The sequence below is a fragment of the Companilactobacillus bobalius genome, from assembly GCF_002179915.1.
GTDB lineage: Bacteria > Bacillota > Bacilli > Lactobacillales > Lactobacillaceae > Companilactobacillus > Companilactobacillus bobalius.
The window spans coordinates 300,027-319,199 of sequence record NZ_MYFM01000003.1 but is presented as its reverse complement, the minus strand read 5'-3'; the positions used below and the strand labels follow the sequence as shown (position 1 = coordinate 319,199).

17 protein-coding genes and 1 tRNA gene are annotated in these 19,173 nt (G+C 36.8%); 6 read left to right on the top strand and 12 right to left on the bottom strand.

Annotated elements, in window-relative coordinates:
- Positions 1 to 62: 62 nt before the first annotated feature.
- Both gap and LKACC16343_RS06565 read right to left on the bottom strand, forming a co-directional pair.
- Positions 63 to 1,091: a type I glyceraldehyde-3-phosphate dehydrogenase gene (gap, locus tag LKACC16343_RS06570; protein WP_056953988.1), complete on the bottom strand. Its 1,029-nt coding sequence runs from the start codon at positions 1,089 to 1,091 to the stop codon at positions 63 to 65.
- Positions 1,092 to 1,125: 34 nt separating this feature from the next.
- Complete coding sequence (locus LKACC16343_RS06565; RefSeq protein ID WP_056953986.1) at positions 1,126 to 2,172, bottom strand: sugar-binding transcriptional regulator; 1,047 nt, start codon at positions 2,170 to 2,172, stop codon at positions 1,126 to 1,128.
- 224 nt (positions 2,173 to 2,396) lie between these two features.
- Here LKACC16343_RS06565 and LKACC16343_RS06560 point away from each other — a divergent pair.
- Positions 2,397 to 2,468 (top strand) — tRNA-Arg (locus LKACC16343_RS06560).
- A gap of 133 nt (positions 2,469 to 2,601) precedes the next feature.
- On the opposite strand, the gene LKACC16343_RS06555 is transcribed toward LKACC16343_RS06560, so the two are convergent.
- The 7 genes from LKACC16343_RS06555 to LKACC16343_RS06525 form a co-directional block, all read right to left on the bottom strand.
- Positions 2,602 to 3,390, bottom strand: a complete 789-nt coding sequence (locus tag LKACC16343_RS06555) for an alpha/beta fold hydrolase (RefSeq protein WP_056953983.1) — start codon at positions 3,388 to 3,390, stop codon at positions 2,602 to 2,604.
- A 115-nt stretch (positions 3,391 to 3,505) separates the two neighbouring features.
- On the bottom strand, positions 3,506 to 4,123 hold the full coding sequence (locus tag LKACC16343_RS06550; RefSeq protein ID WP_056953981.1) for a malonate decarboxylase holo-ACP synthase: 618 nt from the start codon (positions 4,121 to 4,123) through the stop codon (positions 3,506 to 3,508).
- Complete coding sequence (gene mdcD / locus LKACC16343_RS06545; protein WP_056953980.1) at positions 4,117 to 5,775, bottom strand: biotin-independent malonate decarboxylase subunit beta; 1,659 nt, start codon at positions 5,773 to 5,775, stop codon at positions 4,117 to 4,119. The genes LKACC16343_RS06550 and mdcD overlap by 7 nt, the downstream gene beginning before the upstream one ends.
- The gene (locus LKACC16343_RS06540) at positions 5,765 to 6,061 is read right to left on the bottom strand and encodes a malonate decarboxylase subunit delta (RefSeq protein ID WP_025085080.1); all 297 of its coding nucleotides are present in this window, start codon (positions 6,059 to 6,061) and stop codon (positions 5,765 to 5,767) included. Before LKACC16343_RS06540 ends, mdcD begins: the two co-directional genes overlap by 11 nt.
- Positions 6,062 to 6,075: 14 nt before the next feature.
- Positions 6,076 to 6,870: a triphosphoribosyl-dephospho-CoA synthase gene (locus tag LKACC16343_RS06535; protein WP_056953979.1), complete on the bottom strand. Its 795-nt coding sequence runs from the start codon at positions 6,868 to 6,870 to the stop codon at positions 6,076 to 6,078.
- A gap of 3 nt (positions 6,871 to 6,873) precedes the next feature.
- Positions 6,874 to 8,514, bottom strand: coding sequence for a malonate decarboxylase subunit alpha (gene mdcA, locus LKACC16343_RS06530; RefSeq protein WP_056953977.1), 1,641 nt, complete (start codon positions 8,512 to 8,514; stop codon positions 6,874 to 6,876).
- Positions 8,515 to 8,517: 3 nt separating this feature from the next.
- Positions 8,518 to 9,417 carry an ACP S-malonyltransferase gene (locus LKACC16343_RS06525; protein ID WP_082604575.1) on the bottom strand — a complete coding sequence of 300 codons (900 nt, stop codon included), beginning with the start codon at positions 9,415 to 9,417 and terminating at the stop codon, positions 8,518 to 8,520.
- A 132-nt stretch (positions 9,418 to 9,549) separates the two neighbouring features.
- On the opposite strand from LKACC16343_RS06525, the gene LKACC16343_RS06520 reads away from it, so the two are divergent.
- From LKACC16343_RS06520 to LKACC16343_RS06505, 4 genes are all read left to right on the top strand, one after another.
- Positions 9,550 to 10,425 carry a LysR family transcriptional regulator gene (locus LKACC16343_RS06520; RefSeq protein ID WP_056953976.1) on the top strand — a complete coding sequence of 292 codons (876 nt, stop codon included), beginning with the start codon at positions 9,550 to 9,552 and terminating at the stop codon, positions 10,423 to 10,425.
- Between the two features lie 132 nt (positions 10,426 to 10,557).
- Entirely contained in the window at positions 10,558 to 11,634 is a 1,077-nt protein-coding gene (locus LKACC16343_RS06515; RefSeq protein WP_056953975.1) for an acyltransferase family protein, read from the top strand.
- Between the two features lie 102 nt (positions 11,635 to 11,736).
- Entirely contained in the window at positions 11,737 to 12,324 is a 588-nt protein-coding gene (locus LKACC16343_RS06510) for an ATP-dependent Clp protease proteolytic subunit (protein WP_025085087.1), read from the top strand.
- A gap of 332 nt (positions 12,325 to 12,656) precedes the next feature.
- Positions 12,657 to 14,051, top strand: coding sequence for a DHA2 family efflux MFS transporter permease subunit (locus LKACC16343_RS06505; RefSeq protein WP_056953974.1), 1,395 nt, complete (start codon positions 12,657 to 12,659; stop codon positions 14,049 to 14,051).
- Positions 14,052 to 14,122: 71 nt separating this feature from the next.
- Here LKACC16343_RS06505 and whiA read toward each other — a convergent pair whose 3' ends face one another.
- The 3 genes from whiA to rapZ are packed head-to-tail and all read right to left on the bottom strand — an operon-like array spanning position 14,123 to position 16,993.
- Positions 14,123 to 15,058, bottom strand: coding sequence for a DNA-binding protein WhiA (whiA, locus tag LKACC16343_RS06500; protein WP_025085089.1), 936 nt, complete (start codon positions 15,056 to 15,058; stop codon positions 14,123 to 14,125).
- Positions 15,058 to 16,092 carry a gluconeogenesis factor YvcK family protein gene (locus tag LKACC16343_RS06495; protein ID WP_056953972.1) on the bottom strand — a complete coding sequence of 345 codons (1,035 nt, stop codon included), beginning with the start codon at positions 16,090 to 16,092 and terminating at the stop codon, positions 15,058 to 15,060. The genes whiA and LKACC16343_RS06495 overlap by 1 nt, the downstream gene beginning before the upstream one ends.
- Positions 16,079 to 16,993 (bottom strand): RNase adapter RapZ, encoded by a 915-nt coding sequence (gene rapZ / locus LKACC16343_RS06490; protein ID WP_056953970.1) that lies wholly within the window; start codon positions 16,991 to 16,993, stop codon positions 16,079 to 16,081. Before rapZ ends, LKACC16343_RS06495 begins: the two co-directional genes overlap by 14 nt.
- A gap of 128 nt (positions 16,994 to 17,121) precedes the next feature.
- On the opposite strand from rapZ, the gene LKACC16343_RS06485 reads away from it, so the two are divergent.
- Complete coding sequence (locus LKACC16343_RS06485; RefSeq protein WP_056953967.1) at positions 17,122 to 19,137, top strand: cation:proton antiporter; 2,016 nt, start codon at positions 17,122 to 17,124, stop codon at positions 19,135 to 19,137.
- Positions 19,138 to 19,173 lie beyond the last annotated feature (36 nt).

The window sequence follows — 19,173 nt, the reverse complement described above, 5'->3', positions numbered from 1 at the left end:
CCCTCCGCCAATTTAAATCACACTAAATTAGGTTTTCGTGATTACTAGTTTAGATTAATGAATTAGTCTAATGTAGCAAACTTTTCAAGTGTACGAACCATTTGTGCTGTAAATCCTGATTCATTGTCATACCAAGCAACAGTCTTTACAACTTGTGCGTCGCCCTTACCAACAATTTGTGTTTGTGTTGGGTCAAAGATTGAACCGAATGATGTACCGATAACGTCTGAAGATACGATTTCATCATCGTTGTAACCGAATGAAGGGTTGTTTTCTGTATACTTCTTGATTGCAGCATTAACTTCGTCAACTGTAACTTCTTTACCAAGAGTTGCAACTAATTCTGTAACTGAACCTGTGATAACTGGAACACGTTGTGCATGTCCATCAAGCTTACCCTTCAATGCAGGAACAACAAGACCTAAGGCCTTAGCAGCACCAGTTGAATGAGGGATGATGTTAGCAGCAGCAGCACGTGCAGCACGAACATTACCTTTACGTTCTGGACCATCTTGAAGTTTTTGTGTAGCTGTGTAAGCATGGATTGTTGTCATTGTACCAGCTTTAATACCGAATTCTTCGTTTACGGCATTTGCTAGAGGTGCAAGACAGTTTGTTGTACATGAACCAGCTGAAGCGATCTTAACGTCGTTTGTTAGGATGTCATCGTTAACACCATAAACAACTGTAGGCATGTCACCTGATGGAGCTGAGATCAATACACGTTTTGCACCGGCATCCAAGTGAGCTTGTGCTTTTTCTGTTGATGTGTAGAATCCAGTACATTCAAGAACAATGTCAACACCGTCGTTAGCAACCCATTTAAGGTCTGCAGCGTTCATTTCAGCATATACAGGGATCTTCTTACCGTCAACAACGATAGCGTTGTCAGCAGCTTCAATCTTATCGATTTCGAAGTTACCATGAGCTGTATCATACTTCAATAGGTGAGCAAGCATAGCAGGTGAAGTTAAATCGTTAATTGCAACAACTTCCAAATCTGTCTTGCCAGCTGCTTGAAGTGCAGCAATACGGCGGAATGCCAAACGACCGATACGGCCAAATCCATTAATACCAACTTTTGTAGTCATACAAAAATTCCTCCTTCAGGAAATAAAAAAAATATTATTTTAAAGGGTTATCCCTTAAAATCAGTTTTGAGGCACCTTCATCAGTAATTAAGATTGTATGATGAGGTGCGTTTTTCATATATGATTGAATCGCGTTAGCTTTACTCTCGCCACCGGCAATCGCAATCACATATTCTATTCTATCAAGGTCCCGGACATGAAGTCCAATCCTAGGTACCTTATAAACAAGTTTACCACTTTGATCAAAGAAATCACCAAATGCTTCTGCAACAGCTCTTCCACTGTCTACTACATTCTGTTCTTTAGAAGAAAGATTTCTTCTCTCAGCCATAACACTTGCAGTGCCAATGCTGTGAATAACAACATTACTTCTATATATTAAATCAAGAACCGACTTAATTGAAGTCTCTTTTTGCAAAGATTCGAAACTTTTTTCAGAAATATCTTCTGGAAGATACAATGCCCGGTACTGACCCTGTGTTCTAGAAGCCATTTCCGCACAAACACTGTTAGCTTGAATTGCAACTGACTCACCAACACCACCACGAGCTGGTAAAAATACCAGTTGACGGTTCTTTGACAAATCAGAAGAAAGATTTCTTGCAACTTGAGCCAAGGTGCTACCACCTGTAACAGAGATCATTGACTGTCCTGTCGGTAACAGTGTCCCTAAAAGTTGATTAAGCCTTCTACCAAATGAATCAACCACACGATGTTGCTTATCAGCATTACCCGGTAAAACAATACATCTACTGATTCCAAGCTTACTACTCAATTGTTTCTCCAATAAAGCAGTTCCTTGATAATCGGCTAATACATCTGTCAATCTAATTACAACGTCGCTACCTGTCTTTGTCAAAGACATTCCAGATTTCGAAGAAATAATCAAACCTTGCTTTCTCAACAAGTCAGTTTCTGTTCTTAACCCACGTTCAGTAATGTTAAGATCATCAGCTAACACTCTGCGCCCGATAGGCTCCATTAATGAGATACTCTGAAGTATTTTAAATCGCTTTTCCAGAGTCTTAATGAAGTCTGGGGCAACTAAATCCAGCAATTCTAAATCTTCATTATTAGTCATTTGATATACTCCATGGGGCAAGTCCTGTCCCTGTATGTCTGTTTACGACCCATGTACTCAAAAAATAAAAGCCCAGATGATTAAATCTCATCTCCTAAGCACAACTAATAGTATAAACTCTCTTGTGAATATTTCAAGTAATATGCGATAAAAAGTGAAAGTTATATTAATTTTTTTAGAGATTTACTTTTTACCCTATGATGAGCTAGAATTATATTGTGCTTGCGCTGCTAGTGTAATGGATAGCACACAGGATTCCGGTTCCTGGGATGTGGGTTCGACTCCCACGTGGCGCATAATTGTTTCACAAAGTCTTAACTGTAAGTGTTGATAATTCAACATTCTAATTGTTTTATGACTATAACAGGAATTATTCTATGCAAAAACAAGATAATCTTTCGGGTTTTACTCCTGAGATTATCTTGTTTTTTATTTTCTACTGCTACTAAGAACAAAATGACGTAAAACCTGATTAAATTCGTCGGGAACTTCAGCCATAATATCGTGTCCACTATTATCCATAGTAAATGTTTTGATTTTAGGATTAGTTTTTGCTACTACCTCACCAAAACGATAATCAAAGTATGGACTCTGTTTGGCAACGATTAGGGTTACTGGTACCTGAGTGTTGGTTAATGCGCTGCGCCAATCTTTTTGCACGTGATCAAATAACAACGGCAAAGTTCCTTCTCTATCAAACGGATGCATAGCCTTAGCTTGATTTAAATCCTCGAAAACTCGATTATCCAATCCATGCAATGTTTCATGAACGTTATTTTTTTGAACTAATTTAGATTGGAAGTTATCAGCTGTTATATCTTCAAACCCGTACGTCCAATTTTTATCATTTAACATTTTGGGAGACTGATCAATAGCCATGACTGCTTTAACTTTATTATTCCTTTGTAAATAGCTATAGCAAACACTGGCTCCCATTGAGTGACCTATTAAAATTGGATTATCCAACTTCAAATAACTAATTAAAGTTTCTAAATCATCCGTTAACTGCTTTAACGTTAAATTTTTATCAGTCCGTTGTGATTGTCCATGATTACGATGATCATACGTAATTATTTGATAACGCATCCCTAAAAAGTATTCTACTTGTAAATTCCAAATTTCTTGATAGCCACCAAATCCTTCAACAAAAATAATTGGTTGTCCCTGTCCATGGACTTGATAATTAAGTCGTACTCCATCATTTGTAACTAGTTCCATATATTTTCTCCTTAAATCCCATATCGAAAATCACTCTTTACCCACTATATTGCACTCAAAAACATTTATCCACCCGAAAAAAATTCCACCAACCTATTTAGATTGATGGAACTTTTTATTTTAACCAAGGATCTCTTACTAAAATTGGATTCTGCAAGGTTTTCATCATAATGGTCGAAGTACTATTTGCGTACTCTTCCAAAGAAAACCCATTGTTTCCTTGAATAACTTGCAAATCAGCATGAACTCCGAATTGATTTAGTCTCTTCAATAATTCACTAGCCACTTGTTTGCTAATTTCTTGTTTCGGTAACCAAACTAAGTCTAAATCACTCGTCATTTTGGCCGCAGGAGTACCAGTTGCTAATTCAAAGCCAACACTGCCACTAATCCCCCAGCGATAATCGTGCAAAATTTCATTAACTTTTGGTAATGCCTTAATAGCTGGCAGCACTTGACGCTCCAGAGTAACCTCTTTCCAAGTTCTCTTTTCGACCAATTGATATGGCGTTGTAACTTCCAAAACATTTTTAGGATCAACATATGTTGCAAAACGATGTTCCCGTTTCATCCCTCTAACGCCAACAGGAATTAGTTCCGCTTTTACAGGACTACGTCTCACAACAACTGTCAAAGAATTGGGAAAAATAGAGTTAGCCCAGCTTGGCAATTCGTCTGACAAAGCCGAAGTAGAATCAATTTTTAACAAGTCATGTGGATTAATTTCTACCATTGTTCATCAACTAGTTTACGAACTTTTAAGGTTGCCTTACGTCCACTTTCTTTAGCAATTGGTGTTTCATAACGGAAATGAAGTGTTCTATCGCCATTTAAACCGTCGATAGCATCATCAATAATTTGATTGATTTTTACAACATTTTCGTCAGTTGCTTCCCATGAACCGATACCCTTAACTAGCTTGTACAAAGCACCAAGTTTTTCATAGTTATCAATATCATAAGCCATAGCTGGAACATGTTTTGTAGCTTCTTCTAATTCAGCAATAGTTCTTTGTGTAATACGAGCGGCACTAGCCTTTGACATAGCTTGAATAGTAATTGAATCATCATCCAAAGCAATCATACGGTTAGATTGTAGGCCATGAGCTAAGAAACCACCGGATACAGCATCACCAGGAATAAAGTCAATTACTGGATGACCTGCTTGTCTAGCTTTAGCATAAGCAGCTGCACTAGAACCTAAAGCAACATGAATACCAATCAATTCTTCTTGATAGCCATAAGCTTGACTAGGTACATCAACAATCAAGATAATTGGACGTTTAACATCTTTATCCTTATCTTCAGCAACAACCTTATTAATGACACTAGCAACTGCGAAACCTTCTTGTAATCCAACTTCACCATTTCTAACACGTGGAAATTTATTATCAGCATCGGGCACAATAGCAACATATTCCTTGCCATCTTTTTGTGCATGCAAAACTGTTGAAACAGAGCTAGTAGCATTCTTGATACCAGTCATCTTTTCAAACCAAGCGCGACCACGACTCTTAGTGCCCTCTTTAGAACTAGCTACAGCTTCTGGAATATCATGTTTTTTTACTTTAACATTTTTATAGAGTTTATCGTAAGTTTCAATATCTAGTTTCTTGCTTAAATCCAATTGATCTAACAAACTGAGATAGAAATCGACATTTTCGGTACGATGAGCATCCTTTCTAGTCTTAATTTCATTGATGATTGAATTTTTAACATTATCCACTGTATCATCAACAACTTCATCAACTAAACCAGTTGCTAATCTTTGCTTAGTACCTAAAGTGTTCCAGATCAAATCTTTATCACTAGAATCAAATTCACGGACACCAGCTTCTTGTTCAATAACTTCTGGTCCATTTAGAGCAATTCTGGCCTTATTAGTAGCAATCAAATATGACAAGATTGAAGCTGTAATTGACATACCACCGAAAGATCCAACACGTCCTGGTACTAAACCAATTACTGGAACATACTTCTTTAAAGCAATAACGGCATTTTGGATTTCTGAAATAGATAGCAAACCATAGTTAGCTTCTTGCAAGCGGACACCACCAGTATCCAAGATAATAATTGGATAGATAGTCTTACCATTCTTATTATCTTCTAAAGCCTTTTCCAAAGCTGCAACAATCTTGGCACCGCTGACTTCACCGATACCACCGCCTTGGAATTTACCTTCAATGGAAACAACTAAAACGTTATTACCATCGATTGTACCTTTCATTAAAACAATTCCGTCATCACTTTCAGGAACAATATTTTGAGGTTCCAAATGTGGTGAGATCATATTATCAAGTGGTCCAACCATTTCCTTGGAAGTACCTGCATCTAATAATGAAAGCGCACGTTCACGTGCATGTAATTCAACAAAACTATTTTTCATCTTTTAGTTCCTCCAATGCTTGAGTTAAACGAAGATTAACAACTCCTGGAGTTGAACCAAAGTCATTAATTTCAATATTGGCTTGAATTGGATATCTGTCAAAGAAACGTTTCAAGACATTTGCCCAAACTTCTTTGAAACCATCACTACCAGTTACGATATTAACTTCTGTCTTCTTGTCTGTTGGTCTAAAAATAACTTCGAGATCACCAGATGCAACAACGCCGACATGGACTGGTTTAGCAATTGCATCAGTTGTATCGAAATTAAAATGTAATTTTTCCATTTTTTTCTCCGTTTCTAATTTAAATGTTTTAAGAAGTAACTTGCAGCGAACAGATCTGCACAGCCACCGGGTGAAATATTGTATTTTTGTGTAAATTTTTGAAGGATTTGAAATTTTGGATTGTCTAACACAGTTTGTTTAGAAACAACAATTTGTGCTGACAAAGTTTGAAATTCTTGTAAAACTTGTAAATTACTACGATACACAACGTTTGTATCATTAACATTGCTATACAAAAGTAGTAATCGTTTCAGCCAAGTATCGTAATCATCTGCTTCTGGTTGAAAACTCAATACTTTAGAGACGTTGGCAAATCCACTTTGAGCTTCGCCTTTAGCACCATTTAAAGCGTACTTCTGTTTAGTGATCATCCCATGAGTTTTCTTAGTTGTCTGAACATATTTATCAGGCATTCTCGATAACTTTTTTACTCCAGCAAAGATAGTTTCCAAGTCATCTGTTTGTAAACTACTGATTACGCTGACCAAAAGTCCCATACTCCAAATAGCTCCTTTGTGAGTATTGATTCCATTGGTTGCTGTAAACATATCTTTTTCAGCCACACGGCCTATTCGACCTATCTCTTCACGTAAAGCTAGATCTAAGGGGTGTTGGTATGAAACCTGAATCATTTCTTCAAAACCAGCTAACAAACTATCAGCAGATTTGTAAAACAAATCAATATCCATATCCGTATGAGAACCATTTGACTTTGCATCAACTAATCCCGGCTTAGGTGAGAATGATACTTCCCACTTCAATGCGGTAACTGCTTGTTGAGCTAATTTTAAATACTTAGTTTCAATCATTGATTATGACCAACTTCTAAACTTTGCAGGTGGATTATAAAGTCCATCAGACCACTTAACTAGATCATCCATATTTTGAGCAGCAAGAAGTGATCTCTTAGCTTCACTACGATGAACACCTAAATCTTCTGGTAGAGCTACGATACCTTTAGCACGCAATTCTTTTAGTTGTTTAGGATTACTTCTCAAACCAACTGGTGTGACACCGGCAATAGCTTCAATCGCTGCTTGTCTTTCAGCCATACTGTCAGTCTTATACAAGTAAGCAATACCTTCTTCAGTAACGATATGTGTAGTATCTTCGCTATAAATCATGATTGGTACATTAGCCAATTTAGCTTCTTTTTGAACTTCTTCAGCATCCAAATGATCAACAAAGACTGGCTTCTTGTTTGAACCGAAAGTCTCAACCATTTGTACAACTAATTTTTGACCTTTACCCAATGGATCATCATCAGGACGTAAGCTTTGCCAAGCTGGTGTTGAATGACGACGGCCATGTGGATTACTACCCATGTTAGGAGCACCACCGAAACCAGATAGACGACCATTAGTTACGGTTGAAGAATTACCATATTTATCAATTTGTAATGTTGAACCAACGAACATATCCAAAGCATATTGACCGGCCATTTGACCAAAGGCACGGTTTGAACGCATACTACCGTCTTTACCAACGAAGAAAATATCAGGACGGTGAGCAATATAGTTTTCCATACCAACTTCGCCACCGAAACTATGAATAGTCTTGACCCAACCACTTTCAATTGCTGGAATCAAAGTTGGTGTAGGGTTAACTTCCCAATTAGGCACGATCTTACCTTTCAAACCTAATTGTTCACCATACGTTGGCAATAGGAGTTCAATTGCAGCAGTATTAAAACCAACACCATGGTTAACTGTTTGTACATTATGTTTTTCATAAATTCCACGAATTGCCATCATTCCCATAAGAATTTGTAATTCTGTGACATTTTGTGGATCTCTTGTAAATAGTGGCTCCAATTGATAAGGCTCGTCAGCAGGTACAACGATGTCGACCCAATCTCCAGGGATGTCAACACGAGGAACTTTATCAACAATTTCATTGGCTTGAACAATAACAATTCCGTCTTTGAATGCAGCTGATTCAACGATAACTGGTGTCTCTTCAGTATTAGCACCAGTGTAAAGATTACCATCACGGTCAACCTTATCAGCAGCAACTAAAACAACGTTAGGAATCAAGTCAACGTATAAACGAGCATATAATTCCAAATATGTATGAATATCACCGACTTCCATTGTTCCATCAGCAATCATTTGTGAAATTCTAGTACTTTGTGGTCCGGCAAATGAGAAGTCCAACTTCTTAGCAATGCCAGTTTCAAAAATATCCAAATGTTCTGGACGTGACACACTTGACATGATCATATGCAAATCATGTACTTTTTCGGGATCAACTGAAGCCAAAGTTTCAGATAAGAAACTAGCCTGTTTTTGATTGTCCCCTTCCAAAACGACCTTGTCGCCTGGTTTAATAATGCTTTCTAATAATGTCTTAGCATTTTCTGTTTTAACTAATTTACCATCCAAAAGTGATGAAATGCTTGCCATCTTAGCAACTTTGTTATCACGGTTTTGGGTCCAACTTCTATTAGCCATTGATTATCCTCTTTTCCATTTTTCTAACAAAAACTCAATATCATCAAGACTCATATTTTTCATGGTGATAGTTCTAAAATCAGGGAACTTACTCTTAACCAATTTGGTAAAAGTTTGTCCGGGTTGAACTTCTAATGTTGTATCAATACCTAGCTCTGACGCCACGTCCATCATTGTGTCCCAATAGACAGGATGAACGAGATTGTTGATCATATCGTATTTAACCTCTGTCACTTTTTTACTAGAGCGACCATTATAATTAGCTAAATACGTGCATTGCGGATCATGCAATTCTACTTTGGACAATTCTTTCTCCAAAACGTTAGCAACCTTTTGCATCAATGGAGAATGCGATGGCACAGGAACCTTCAATAAGACTGTCTTTTGCGCGCCATTATCCTTAGCGAGGGCTAAAACTTTGTTTATCCCTTCCAATGAACCCGAAATAACAGTTTGCAATTCCGAATTTTGATTAGAAGTGAAAACTGGTTGCTCTTCACTATTGATTTGGGTTACTAAAGTAGAAACTTCTTTTCTCGTTAAACCAACAATTGCACCCATGCCGTATCCACTTGGATATGACTTTTGCATCTCGGTTGAACGTAAATAAACAATCTTAATTGCATCATCTTCGCTAATAACTCCTGCCGCTACAGCAGCCGCAAAAATTCCTAGTGAGTGTCCGGCAACGGCATCAGGCTTTTGCTGGATTGCTTTTAATTGTCGAATATCAAATAATTGTAATAATAAAATTCCTAATTGAATCTGAATTGAATCTTGATAAGCTTCAGCCGTATCTTTCAATTCAATACCAGTTAGGGTTTTTACTCGTTGAATCATTTCCGGTGGGACTTCACTTAACATCCCACTTCTTTGACCACCTTGGCCTGGAAATATCCACAAGGTTTTGATAATTAATCACCTCCAACAATCCTTCTTATTGATCTCACAGATTCAGTATAATTGCCGATGTATAACATGTATAATATATAAAAAGCAAGATACTTAACCATTTGGTTATGAATGGAGCAAAATATGAATCTCAATCAATTAACTTATTTCGTTGTCGTCGCAAATCAAGAAAGCATCACTAAAGCCGCCAAAATCCTCTACGTCTCTCAACCAGCTGTCAGTAAAACCATCAAACAATTAGAGGATGAATTGAGCACGAAACTTTTTGACCGTACTGGTAGAACTTTGAAATTGAATCGAGCTGGCAAATTATTCTACAGTTACGTTAATGACAGTCTGGAAGAATTGAATCGTGGTATTTCAGCCGTTAAAGGTGGCTTGGATCAAACACAATATCCAATTTCACTATTAATGGAAGTTGCTTCACCTTTCATCCCTTCACTTGTTACTAGTATTCAAGAAAAATTCCCCAACGTTAGATTGAACATTGCTCAACATAACGTCAGGGAAACAGATTTTAAACAATTCGATTTTATTATTACTAGCACCCCTTTACAGGGATTGACTAATGTACCCGTTTTAAAGGAAGAAATTTTTGTTGGTTGGAATATCAATTATGGCTACAGTCAACATTTTATTAAACCAGAAGAACTCGTGTCAGAAAAAATGATTGGCCTTTCAGCAAACAATCCTTTGCGAGTGACCATCGATAAATATTTTTTAAAACGAGATATCACTTTGAACTATAAATATGAAGCTGATGACCCTGCAACAGTTAGAGGAATCATTGAAGCTGGTGTCGGTTTGAGCTTCATTCCTTCCGTCACTTGGCAAACAATCAGTTCCAAAGTTCAATTGGCTCGTCTAACACCTGATCCACTACAACGGACAATTTATCTCTGCTCACCTCATAAAAATCTGACAAATATTCAACGTGAAATCAGTAATGAACTGATCTTGATTTTCTTATCCTTCCAAAGATCCGAATTGAAAATTTAGTTGCATTTATTTTGGGATGAGAATATATTGAATCTAAGGATTTCCTTTTGTTGATCTCACAATTTTACAAGGGGAGATTTATCACATGAAAATAAAAAAGACATTACACCGAAGGCTGATATAGGTGACTATATGAAGGTCTTTGCCTGTACTGCCGTTATGATGCAGACTGTACTCAGTTTAGTTCTATCAACCAATCCCAGTTTTAGTTATCAAACTCCAATCGGAATTATCTACAATTTGGTGAAGTTTACAGCTCCAGCCTTTATATTTGGTATTTTATATACTACGACTAGAACTACTAATAAAAATACTTGGGGAGATTATGGTAGCTATTTGAAGAAACAATGGTCTGCTCTTTTTGTACCTACAATTTGGTGGACCCTCGCTTACTTATTGGTTTTTCCGGATGTTCAACAAGTTAATAAATTCAACAGTTTTGGCTCTTTTTGTTGGCATTTCATCAATGGAAACGCTGCTCCACACTTGTGGTATAACACCATGATGCTACAATTCATTATCCTAATGCCACTTTTTTGGGCTTTAGCTCACTGGATAAAAAACAACAATACTCGTGGTATTATCACAATTGTTTTAACCGTTATTCTCTTTGGTGCTTGGATTTACTTCTACGATGTCCAAGTCTTCCATGGTCCTCATGAACAAAGTTGGTACCTATTAGATAGAATCTTTATCAGTTTCGTAATTTATGGAATCTTCGGAGTTGTCGCTTGGATGTTTCGTGACAAATTTGAGAAGTTTCTTAAAAAAGCTTTTCCTATTTTAGTGATTTTACTTATCGCTGTCTTCTATTGGACTAACCGTGAATTATTTGCTTTCGGTTATCCAGTCAAATTAAGCAATGCTCCCTATTACAAACCATCGATGACTCTCTATGCTTTATTGGTTATTGGTCTAGTAGCTACGTTAGCCATTCGTCACATCAATACTGACTCTAAGGCCTTACCAGTTTTCCACTTCTTAGCTACTTATGCCTATCGAGCTTACTTATCTAACGTCTTCTGGCTCCAAATTATTTGGCGTTTAGGTAGTGGCTTCTTACCTCAAATCAATCCTATTGCAGCCATTATCATTTGCTATTTATTGACTTGGATATTATCATTCGCCTCAGCTTATACTTTCCATATTGTTTGGTCGAAGATTAAAAATATGATCACTAAACCTGCTGTTCAAACCGAAGTTAAATAATTATTTTTATTTCTTAAGCTTTGTTTGTTGACCCAATATTAATAGTATGCTAAATTAGCACTGTGCTATTAAGAGTGCTAATTAAAAACAGGAGGCATTTTAATGTTAGTTCCTACAGTTGTTGAACAAAGTTCTCGTGGCGAACGTGCCTACGATATTTACTCAAGATTATTAAAAGATAGAATCATTATGTTATCTGGTGAAGTTAACAGCCAAATGGCTAATACAGTTATCGCCGAATTACTATTCCTCGATGCTCAAGATTCAGATAAGGATATTTCCATGTATATCAACTCACCCGGTGGTTCAGTTACCGACGGATTAGCTATCATGGATACAATGAATTTCGTTAAGTCTGATATTCAGACAATTGCTACAGGTATGGCTGCATCAATGGCCAGTGTCCTATTGTCAGCAGGTACTAAGGGCAAGAGATTTGCTCTTCCAAATTCAACCGTTCTTATTCACCAACCATTAGGTGGAGCTCAAGGTCAACAAACAGAAATTGAAATTGCTGCTCAAGAGATCTTGAAGACAAGAAAGAGATTGAATCACATTTTGGCTGATAACTCAGGTCAAACATTTGAAAAACTTCAAAAGGATACTGATCGTGATAACTACATGACAGCCCAAGAAGCTAAAGATTATGGTTTGATTGACGAAATCATGACAAATAAAGCTGATAAGTAATTAGAGAGCGGAACAAACCCGTTTAGATTCTGAGCATTTGCAGGACTTTGCGAATTGACTGCGAAGCAGGCGGTTTGTGAAGTCAGGCAAAGCACAGGAATCTGGTTTGTGTAGCTCGTTTTAATTAGAGAGCGGAGTAAGCCTAAGCATTTGCCTAGCGTAGCTCGTTTCTACCATTCAGCATAGAACAACAATTATTTAGATCAGGACAAAACGTCCTGGTCTTTTTTTATCTCTCTGAAAGCGCTCTACATCAGGCATTCCATTGGACACCCCTTTTATTTTAGTCTATCCTTAAATTGTTCTTAGATTAAACAAAAGGGGTCTTTTTTATGAATAAGGGCGAAATCCAAAATAGCCTGGCTCGGAAGTTATTCATCATAACTTTGTTATCCGGGACCTTTACGATGTCGATCAGTCAGTCTTCACTTTCAACGGCTTATCCGACATTAATGAAATTCTTTGGCGTAACAGCACCAACGATTCAATGGTTAACAACGGGGTTTATGTTAATCATGTGTATCATGATGCCGATCAGTCCATGGTTATTAAACAATTTTTCGTTTAAAAAAATCTTTCTTAGCGTTGTTGGTATTTTTGCAATTGGTACCTTAATTATCATCGTGGCACCAAACTTTCCAATGGCTATGCTGGGAAGAGCTCTAGAAGCAATTGGTGTAGGTGTTTTGTTCCCATCGTTCCAGTCCGTCCTACTGACCATCACGCCTGAGAGTAAACGTGGCGCCACAATGGGATACGCTGGTTTGGTCATGGGTTCTGCTTTAGCTTCAGGTCCTATTATTTCCGGTATTGTCCTAAACTTTTTACAATGGCAAGGACTTTTCGTCATCTTCTTATTGATCATGATTATTATCTTTATCAGTGCTCTCTTCAATATCAAAGATGTTATGCCTCGTCACAAAGCTAGTCTTGACCTTATTTCAACAATTTATCTACTTGGTATTATCGGGTTACTTTATGTTGTTAATCAGGCTGGTAGTACTAGAAGCTTCTCAACTAACTTAATTATTCTCTTAGTTATCAGTATTATTTTGACCGTTCTCTTCATACATCGTCAATTAACTAAAGATAAGCCTCTACTAGATTTAAAAGTTATGAAGAACTTCAACTTTGACTTGGCTGTCTTATTGACCGGTTTCTCATATATTTCCTTAATTGTTGTAACAATCATCTATCCACTTTATTATCAAAATATTTTATATGTTTCAGTTCTAATGTCTGGTTTAGCGTTAGTACCACCAGCTATTGTTCTAAGTATTTTGAATCCTCTTACTGGTAAGTTAGCCGATAAGATTGGATTCAAAGCCACCTTAATTTCAGGAATGTCGATGATTGTTATTGGCTGGTTCCTACTCTTCATTCTCCATACTAAATTAGGTATTCTGCCAATGATTCTAATCGCTATCTTAATTGAAGGTGGTAATGCCTTCGTTATGATGCCTGCCACAACTTTAGGTGGTAACTCTCTATCAGAAGAGTTAATTCCTCATGGAACAGCAATTATAACGACTGTTAGACAATTACTCGGTTCATTAGGTGTCAGTCTTGCCACTTTGATTCTAGTTTCAACTAATCAAAAACATCATTTACCCGCCAATAACGGACTAATTGGCTTTCAACATGTCTTTGCCTTCTTCTTCGGCATGGCGGTTATCGGTTTTATCTTTGCTTTATTGATTAAAAATCATAAAAAGAATAACGCATAAAATTAAATTCTTAACATAGCAAAATAGTCTTCACATCAACCACTTTGATTGGTCGATATGAAGACTATTTTTTATACTCTGGCTGTTTCAGCCAATTCATTTAACTTACGTAAACGGTGATTGATTCCTGATTTAGAGATAGGACCACTTGGTACCATCTCTCCTAGTTCCTTCAAAGAAACTTCTGGATTTTCTAAACGTAAAACTGCAATTTCACGTAATTTATCTGGTAAGGAATCCAATCCTACTGTTGCCTGTAAATGTTTAATATTATCAATTTGACGTTCAGCCGCTGCCACGGTCTTATTGATATTAGCATTCTCGCAATTAACCAAACGATTAACCGAGTTTCTCATATCACGCACAATTCGAATATCTTCAAACTTCAACATTGAGTTAGTTGCCCCAATTAATTGAAGAAAATCAGCAATTTTTTCAGCCTCTTTTAGATAAACAATATAGCCGTTACGACGCTTGGTAGTCCGAGCATTCAAATGAAAATAATTCATCATTTGAGCAATTCCTTCATTATGTGTTTCATATAATGAGTAAATTTCCAAATGATATCTGGAAGTCTCAGGGTTATTCACACTTCCAGTAGCCAAAAAGGCTCCTCTTAGATATGAGCGCATCCGTTGATCTTCGTTTAAAACTTCTTCAGGTACATCGGTATTAATCGACAAACCTGATTCATCCAAAATATCTAAATCCGTAAGTACACGATTAGTATCATATTTCAAACGTACAAGATATTGATTATTTTTCTTTAATTTCATCTTTTTTCGCACAAGTAATTCTGATTCAATTCCATACTTTTGCTTAATCAAAGAAAAAATTCTTCGTGCAATAGCGGCGTTCTCAGTTTGTGCGGTTAAGACGAAATGATGATTTTGTAAACTTAATGAGCCATTCATTCTCAACAATGCCGATAATTCTACTCGAGCATGTTCGGGATGGACGACTAATTTTGTGAGTTCCTGCTTGACCTCACTTGCATATGAAACCACTAACGTCTCACCTCATTTTTTCTATTACCAGATTGTAAGGCTAAATTGATTATTTCCTCAGCAACCTTTTCACCATCATGGAAGGAACCTTGATCGTGCAACGACAAGAAATCATCTTGCACAACCTTGCATCCCATTTTTCTTAAACCTTGAAAATCTGTTTCTACCTGATTGACATACTCGTCATACTTCTTATGATCCATATAACCATCAGGAATTTCTCTTGTATTAACCAGTACCGTGTCAATAAAATTACCACCCAAATGGCGATTTAAAACGCGGACATGATCAGCATCTGTAAAACCTTCAGTTTCACCAATTTGTGTCATGATATTACAAATATAAACAACCTCAGCTGAAGTTTGTTTAACAGCTTCACCGATATCTTTAATCATCAAGTTAGGTAGAATACTTGTAAATAAACTACCAGGGCCCAAAACAACCACATCAGCTTGCATAATTGAAGCAATAACTGAAATAACTGACTTTGGTTCTTCTTTTGGATTATCAGAATCCGTGACCCAAACACGTTTAACATGTTTTCCTGAGTGAGTAATCTCATGTTCACCAGCTAATTTAGTTCCATCTGTAAATTCCGCATGTAACGTCAATTTAGTATTACTTGCTGGAAAAACATGACCATCAACTTTCATCATTTTAGATAGTTCTTGAACAGCGTCAAAAATGTTAGGTGACATCTCAGTCAAAGCAGCGATAATTAAATTACCGATCGCATGACCTGAGAAGAAATCATCATTACTCTTAAAGCGATATTGGAAAACATCCATATCAACCTTAGGCAAATCAGATAGTGATGCTAAAACATTTCGAATATCCCCAGGAGGGACAACGTTAATATAGTCACGAATAATACCAGATGATCCCCCATCATCGGCTACAGTAACAATCGCAGTGATATTAGCATCCATTTTTCTTAAACTACTTAATACAACTGGTAAACCAGTTCCCCCACCTATAACTACAACCTTTGGACGACGTCCTTTAACAACTCGAACTATCCTATTTTCGGCCATCTTCGATTACCTTCTTCTGAGATTTTTCCATGTCACGATGAGTTATATCAACGTAGTACTTCTTCTTCAAGTCAGTACCTAGACGTTGGGCAATTGCAACTGATCGATGTTGCCCACCGGTACAGCCAATTGCAATCGTTAAACTAGTTTTACCTTCTTTTTCATATCCAGGAATAATATCCTTCAATAATCCTGAAAACTTATCATAAAAATTCTTTGTCTCTGGATCATCCATAACATAATCATAAACAGGTTTATCCACACCTGTTTGTGTTTTCAATTCTTTGATGTAAAATGGATTCTTTAAAAACCTGACATCCATTACTATATCGGCATCAATTGGCAAACCATATTTAAAACCAAATGACATTACTTCAATATGAAAGGTTGGTACTCCAGACGACTCTTGAAAGTTATCAAAAATCTCTTCACGTAATTGACGTGGAGTTAAATCTGTTGTATCAATTTCAACTGACGCACGACCTTTGATTTCTGACAAAAGTTCTCGTTCTTTTTCGATACCATCAAGTAGACGACCTTCCATTGCAAGCGGATGACTTCTACGAGTTTCTTTATAACGGGAAACTAATTCCTCATCTGATGCGTTCAAGAAGAGAATCTTCATATCAACTTTTTGGTGTTTTTCTTGTTCATCTTCATCAACTTGTGACAACATTGAGAAAATCTCATCATAAAAAGCACGTGATCTAATGTCGACAACTAAAGCTACTTTTTTAATAGTTCCTGATTCATGAACTAATTCCCAAAACTTAGGAAGTAGATTAGGTGGCATGTTATCAATACAAAAATAACCTAAATCTTCAAAAGATTGCATGGCGACAGTTTTACCTGCACCACTCATTCCGGTTACTATAACTAAATTCAGCGTATCTTTTGCCATTTTGCACCTCACATTCCATATAAGCATAACATAACGAGCCAGGCGTGTCAGTTTTGGAGAAGAAAAGATAAAAATATTTTTTATTGCTAAATTGCGATAAAATTAAACCAATTAGAGGGGGATATTTTATGGATACAGTTTTCTTAGTACTGCTATTAGTTGCAGCCGTTGTGCTTGCCAACATTGTTCAGTGGAAATTAAATAATATTCCGATTGCATTCATCCAAATTGCAGCTGGACTATTATTATCTTTTCTACCTTTTTACAAACATTTCGAATTAGAACCGGAAATCTTTTTACTTGTTATCATTTCGGCACTAATGTTTAATGACGGACAACACACTAGTTTGTCCCGATTAACACATCAAGTCGGTACCACTTTTTCTTTGGCAGTGGAACTAGCAATTATTTCTATTTTAATCGTTGGTTTCGTGACCCACTTGATCATTCCTAGTATGCCATTAGCACTTGCCTTTGCTTTGGGAGCTATTATCACGCCAACTGATGCCGTTGCTGTTGGTTCTATTACAAATAATATGCTTGTACCAACCGAGGTTATGGGTACTCTGGAAAATGAATCGCTCTTCAATGATGCTTCAGGTATCGTTGCCTTAAACTTAGCCATCAGTGCTGCTGTTACAGGACAATTTTCTCTGCTTAATGGAATTGGTAACTTTTTCTATGTCTTCTTTGGAGGAATTATTTTAGGCGGTATTTTAGGAGTTATTATTGTTTCAATTCGTCTAAGATTGATTAATATGCATGTGGATGCTCCTTCAGTCATGGTTCCTTTCACCCTATTGACACCCTTTGTCGTTTATTTAATTGCTGAAGCCATTGGTGTATCAGGAATTTTAGCTGTGGTTGTTACAGGATTAATGCACGGTATTCAACAGAATCGTCTCCGTCTAACTAGTTCACGTCTGCAAATCGTTATGACTAGTACTTGGAATGTTTTCTCTAGTATTCTAAATGGCATTGTCTTTGTTTTATTAGGAATGTCATTGCCAAGTGTTATTCAAAATCTGCATCAACATGATGCTAGTTCAGTTGGCATTCTGTTAGGAGTCGGTATTCTGCTTTATATTATTATGACTGCTTTAAGATACTTCTGGACTAATTGGGGCTTTGCTTCCATTCGAGCCTGGGATAAGAAAGAAAAACACGCTAATAGTATCGTTATGGCTTATAGTGGTGTTCATGGAACTATTACCTTAGCTATGGCCTTCTCGCTACCATTAACATTGAATGGACAAACTTTCCCATATCGTAATGATATTATCTTTGTAGCTGCAGTTGTTATCTTAACTAGCTTATTAGTTCCAACTTTAGTTCTACCAAGGTTATTACCTCCTCAAGTTTCTAAATATACTGAAGATGAATTAGCCAAAGTTAAAGGACAGATGGTTGATAATGCTATCGTCACCCTCCAAACACATCACGACAGTTCTACTAGTATTGGTCGAGTAGTAAATATTCTTGATGGTCAACGTACGATTGACGGACATATCGATAAAAACAAATTAACAATCATCTTCGACAACTGCTTTGAATTAGAGCAACAAACTATAGATGAAATGTTAAGTAACGGTGAGATATCTGAACAAAGTGCTGACCTATACATGCGAGTGGCACGTAGAACTGTTTTACAATATCAAAACAGTTTTCGTCAAAGACTTCTGCTCTTCTTACGTTTCCATGTTGTAGAAAAATTATCATTAAACAAAACAGCTCGTAAACGTCGTAAAATGTATCATAAGATGCAATCGCAACGTAAGAATATCAGTCGTGAACAAATGCTAAAACGTAATCGCAAGCTTTGGGATAAAATGGCTGAAGTTGAAAAGAAACCTTATCTTAAAATCACTAGTTATCTTAATCAAAGTTTAGTGAATGATAATGGCAACAATCGTGAAATTAGTATTGTCCGTCGGGCTTATGATGAAAGACATCGTCGTTTGGTTGGCCGTGATCATTATGAGAATGACCAAAACGAACTCTTGATTGAAGCCTTTCAACAAGAGAATACTTATATTCAAAATTTAATCTCAACTAAGGAAATTAGTCGTGAATTAGGTGGAGCGCTTTACGAACAAATTTCAACTGATCAATTGGTTTACTTACAATCTCTGAATGAAGAATAACCAAAAAGCAGGTATCTACTAGAATTAATATCTAGT

Coding starts and splice junctions, on each gene's coding strand:
- gap (WP_056953988.1), bottom strand. CDS start 1,091: ATGACTACAAAAGTTGGTATTAATGGATTTGGCCGTATCGGTCGTTTG.
- LKACC16343_RS06565 (WP_056953986.1), bottom strand. CDS start 2,172: ATGACTAATAATGAAGATTTAGAATTGCTGGATTTAGTTGCCCCAGAC.
- LKACC16343_RS06555 (WP_056953983.1), bottom strand. CDS start 3,390: ATGGAACTAGTTACAAATGATGGAGTACGACTTAATTATCAAGTCCAT.
- LKACC16343_RS06550 (WP_056953981.1), bottom strand. CDS start 4,123: ATGGTAGAAATTAATCCACATGACTTGTTAAAAATTGATTCTACTTCG.
- mdcD (WP_056953980.1), bottom strand. CDS start 5,775: ATGAAAAATAGTTTTGTTGAATTACATGCACGTGAACGTGCGCTTTCA.
- LKACC16343_RS06540 (WP_025085080.1), bottom strand. CDS start 6,061: ATGGAAAAATTACATTTTAATTTCGATACAACTGATGCAATTGCTAAA.
- LKACC16343_RS06535 (WP_056953979.1), bottom strand. CDS start 6,870: ATGATTGAAACTAAGTATTTAAAATTAGCTCAACAAGCAGTTACCGCA.
- mdcA (WP_056953977.1), bottom strand. CDS start 8,514: ATGGCTAATAGAAGTTGGACCCAAAACCGTGATAACAAAGTTGCTAAG.
- LKACC16343_RS06520 (WP_056953976.1), top strand. CDS start 9,550: ATGAATCTCAATCAATTAACTTATTTCGTTGTCGTCGCAAATCAAGAA.
- LKACC16343_RS06515 (WP_056953975.1), top strand. CDS start 10,558: ATGAAGGTCTTTGCCTGTACTGCCGTTATGATGCAGACTGTACTCAGT.
- LKACC16343_RS06510 (WP_025085087.1), top strand. CDS start 11,737: ATGTTAGTTCCTACAGTTGTTGAACAAAGTTCTCGTGGCGAACGTGCC.
- LKACC16343_RS06505 (WP_056953974.1), top strand. CDS start 12,657: ATGAATAAGGGCGAAATCCAAAATAGCCTGGCTCGGAAGTTATTCATC.
- LKACC16343_RS06495 (WP_056953972.1), bottom strand. CDS start 16,092: ATGGCCGAAAATAGGATAGTTCGAGTTGTTAAAGGACGTCGTCCAAAG.
- rapZ (WP_056953970.1), bottom strand. CDS start 16,993: ATGGCAAAAGATACGCTGAATTTAGTTATAGTAACCGGAATGAGTGGT.
- LKACC16343_RS06485 (WP_056953967.1), top strand. CDS start 17,122: ATGGATACAGTTTTCTTAGTACTGCTATTAGTTGCAGCCGTTGTGCTT.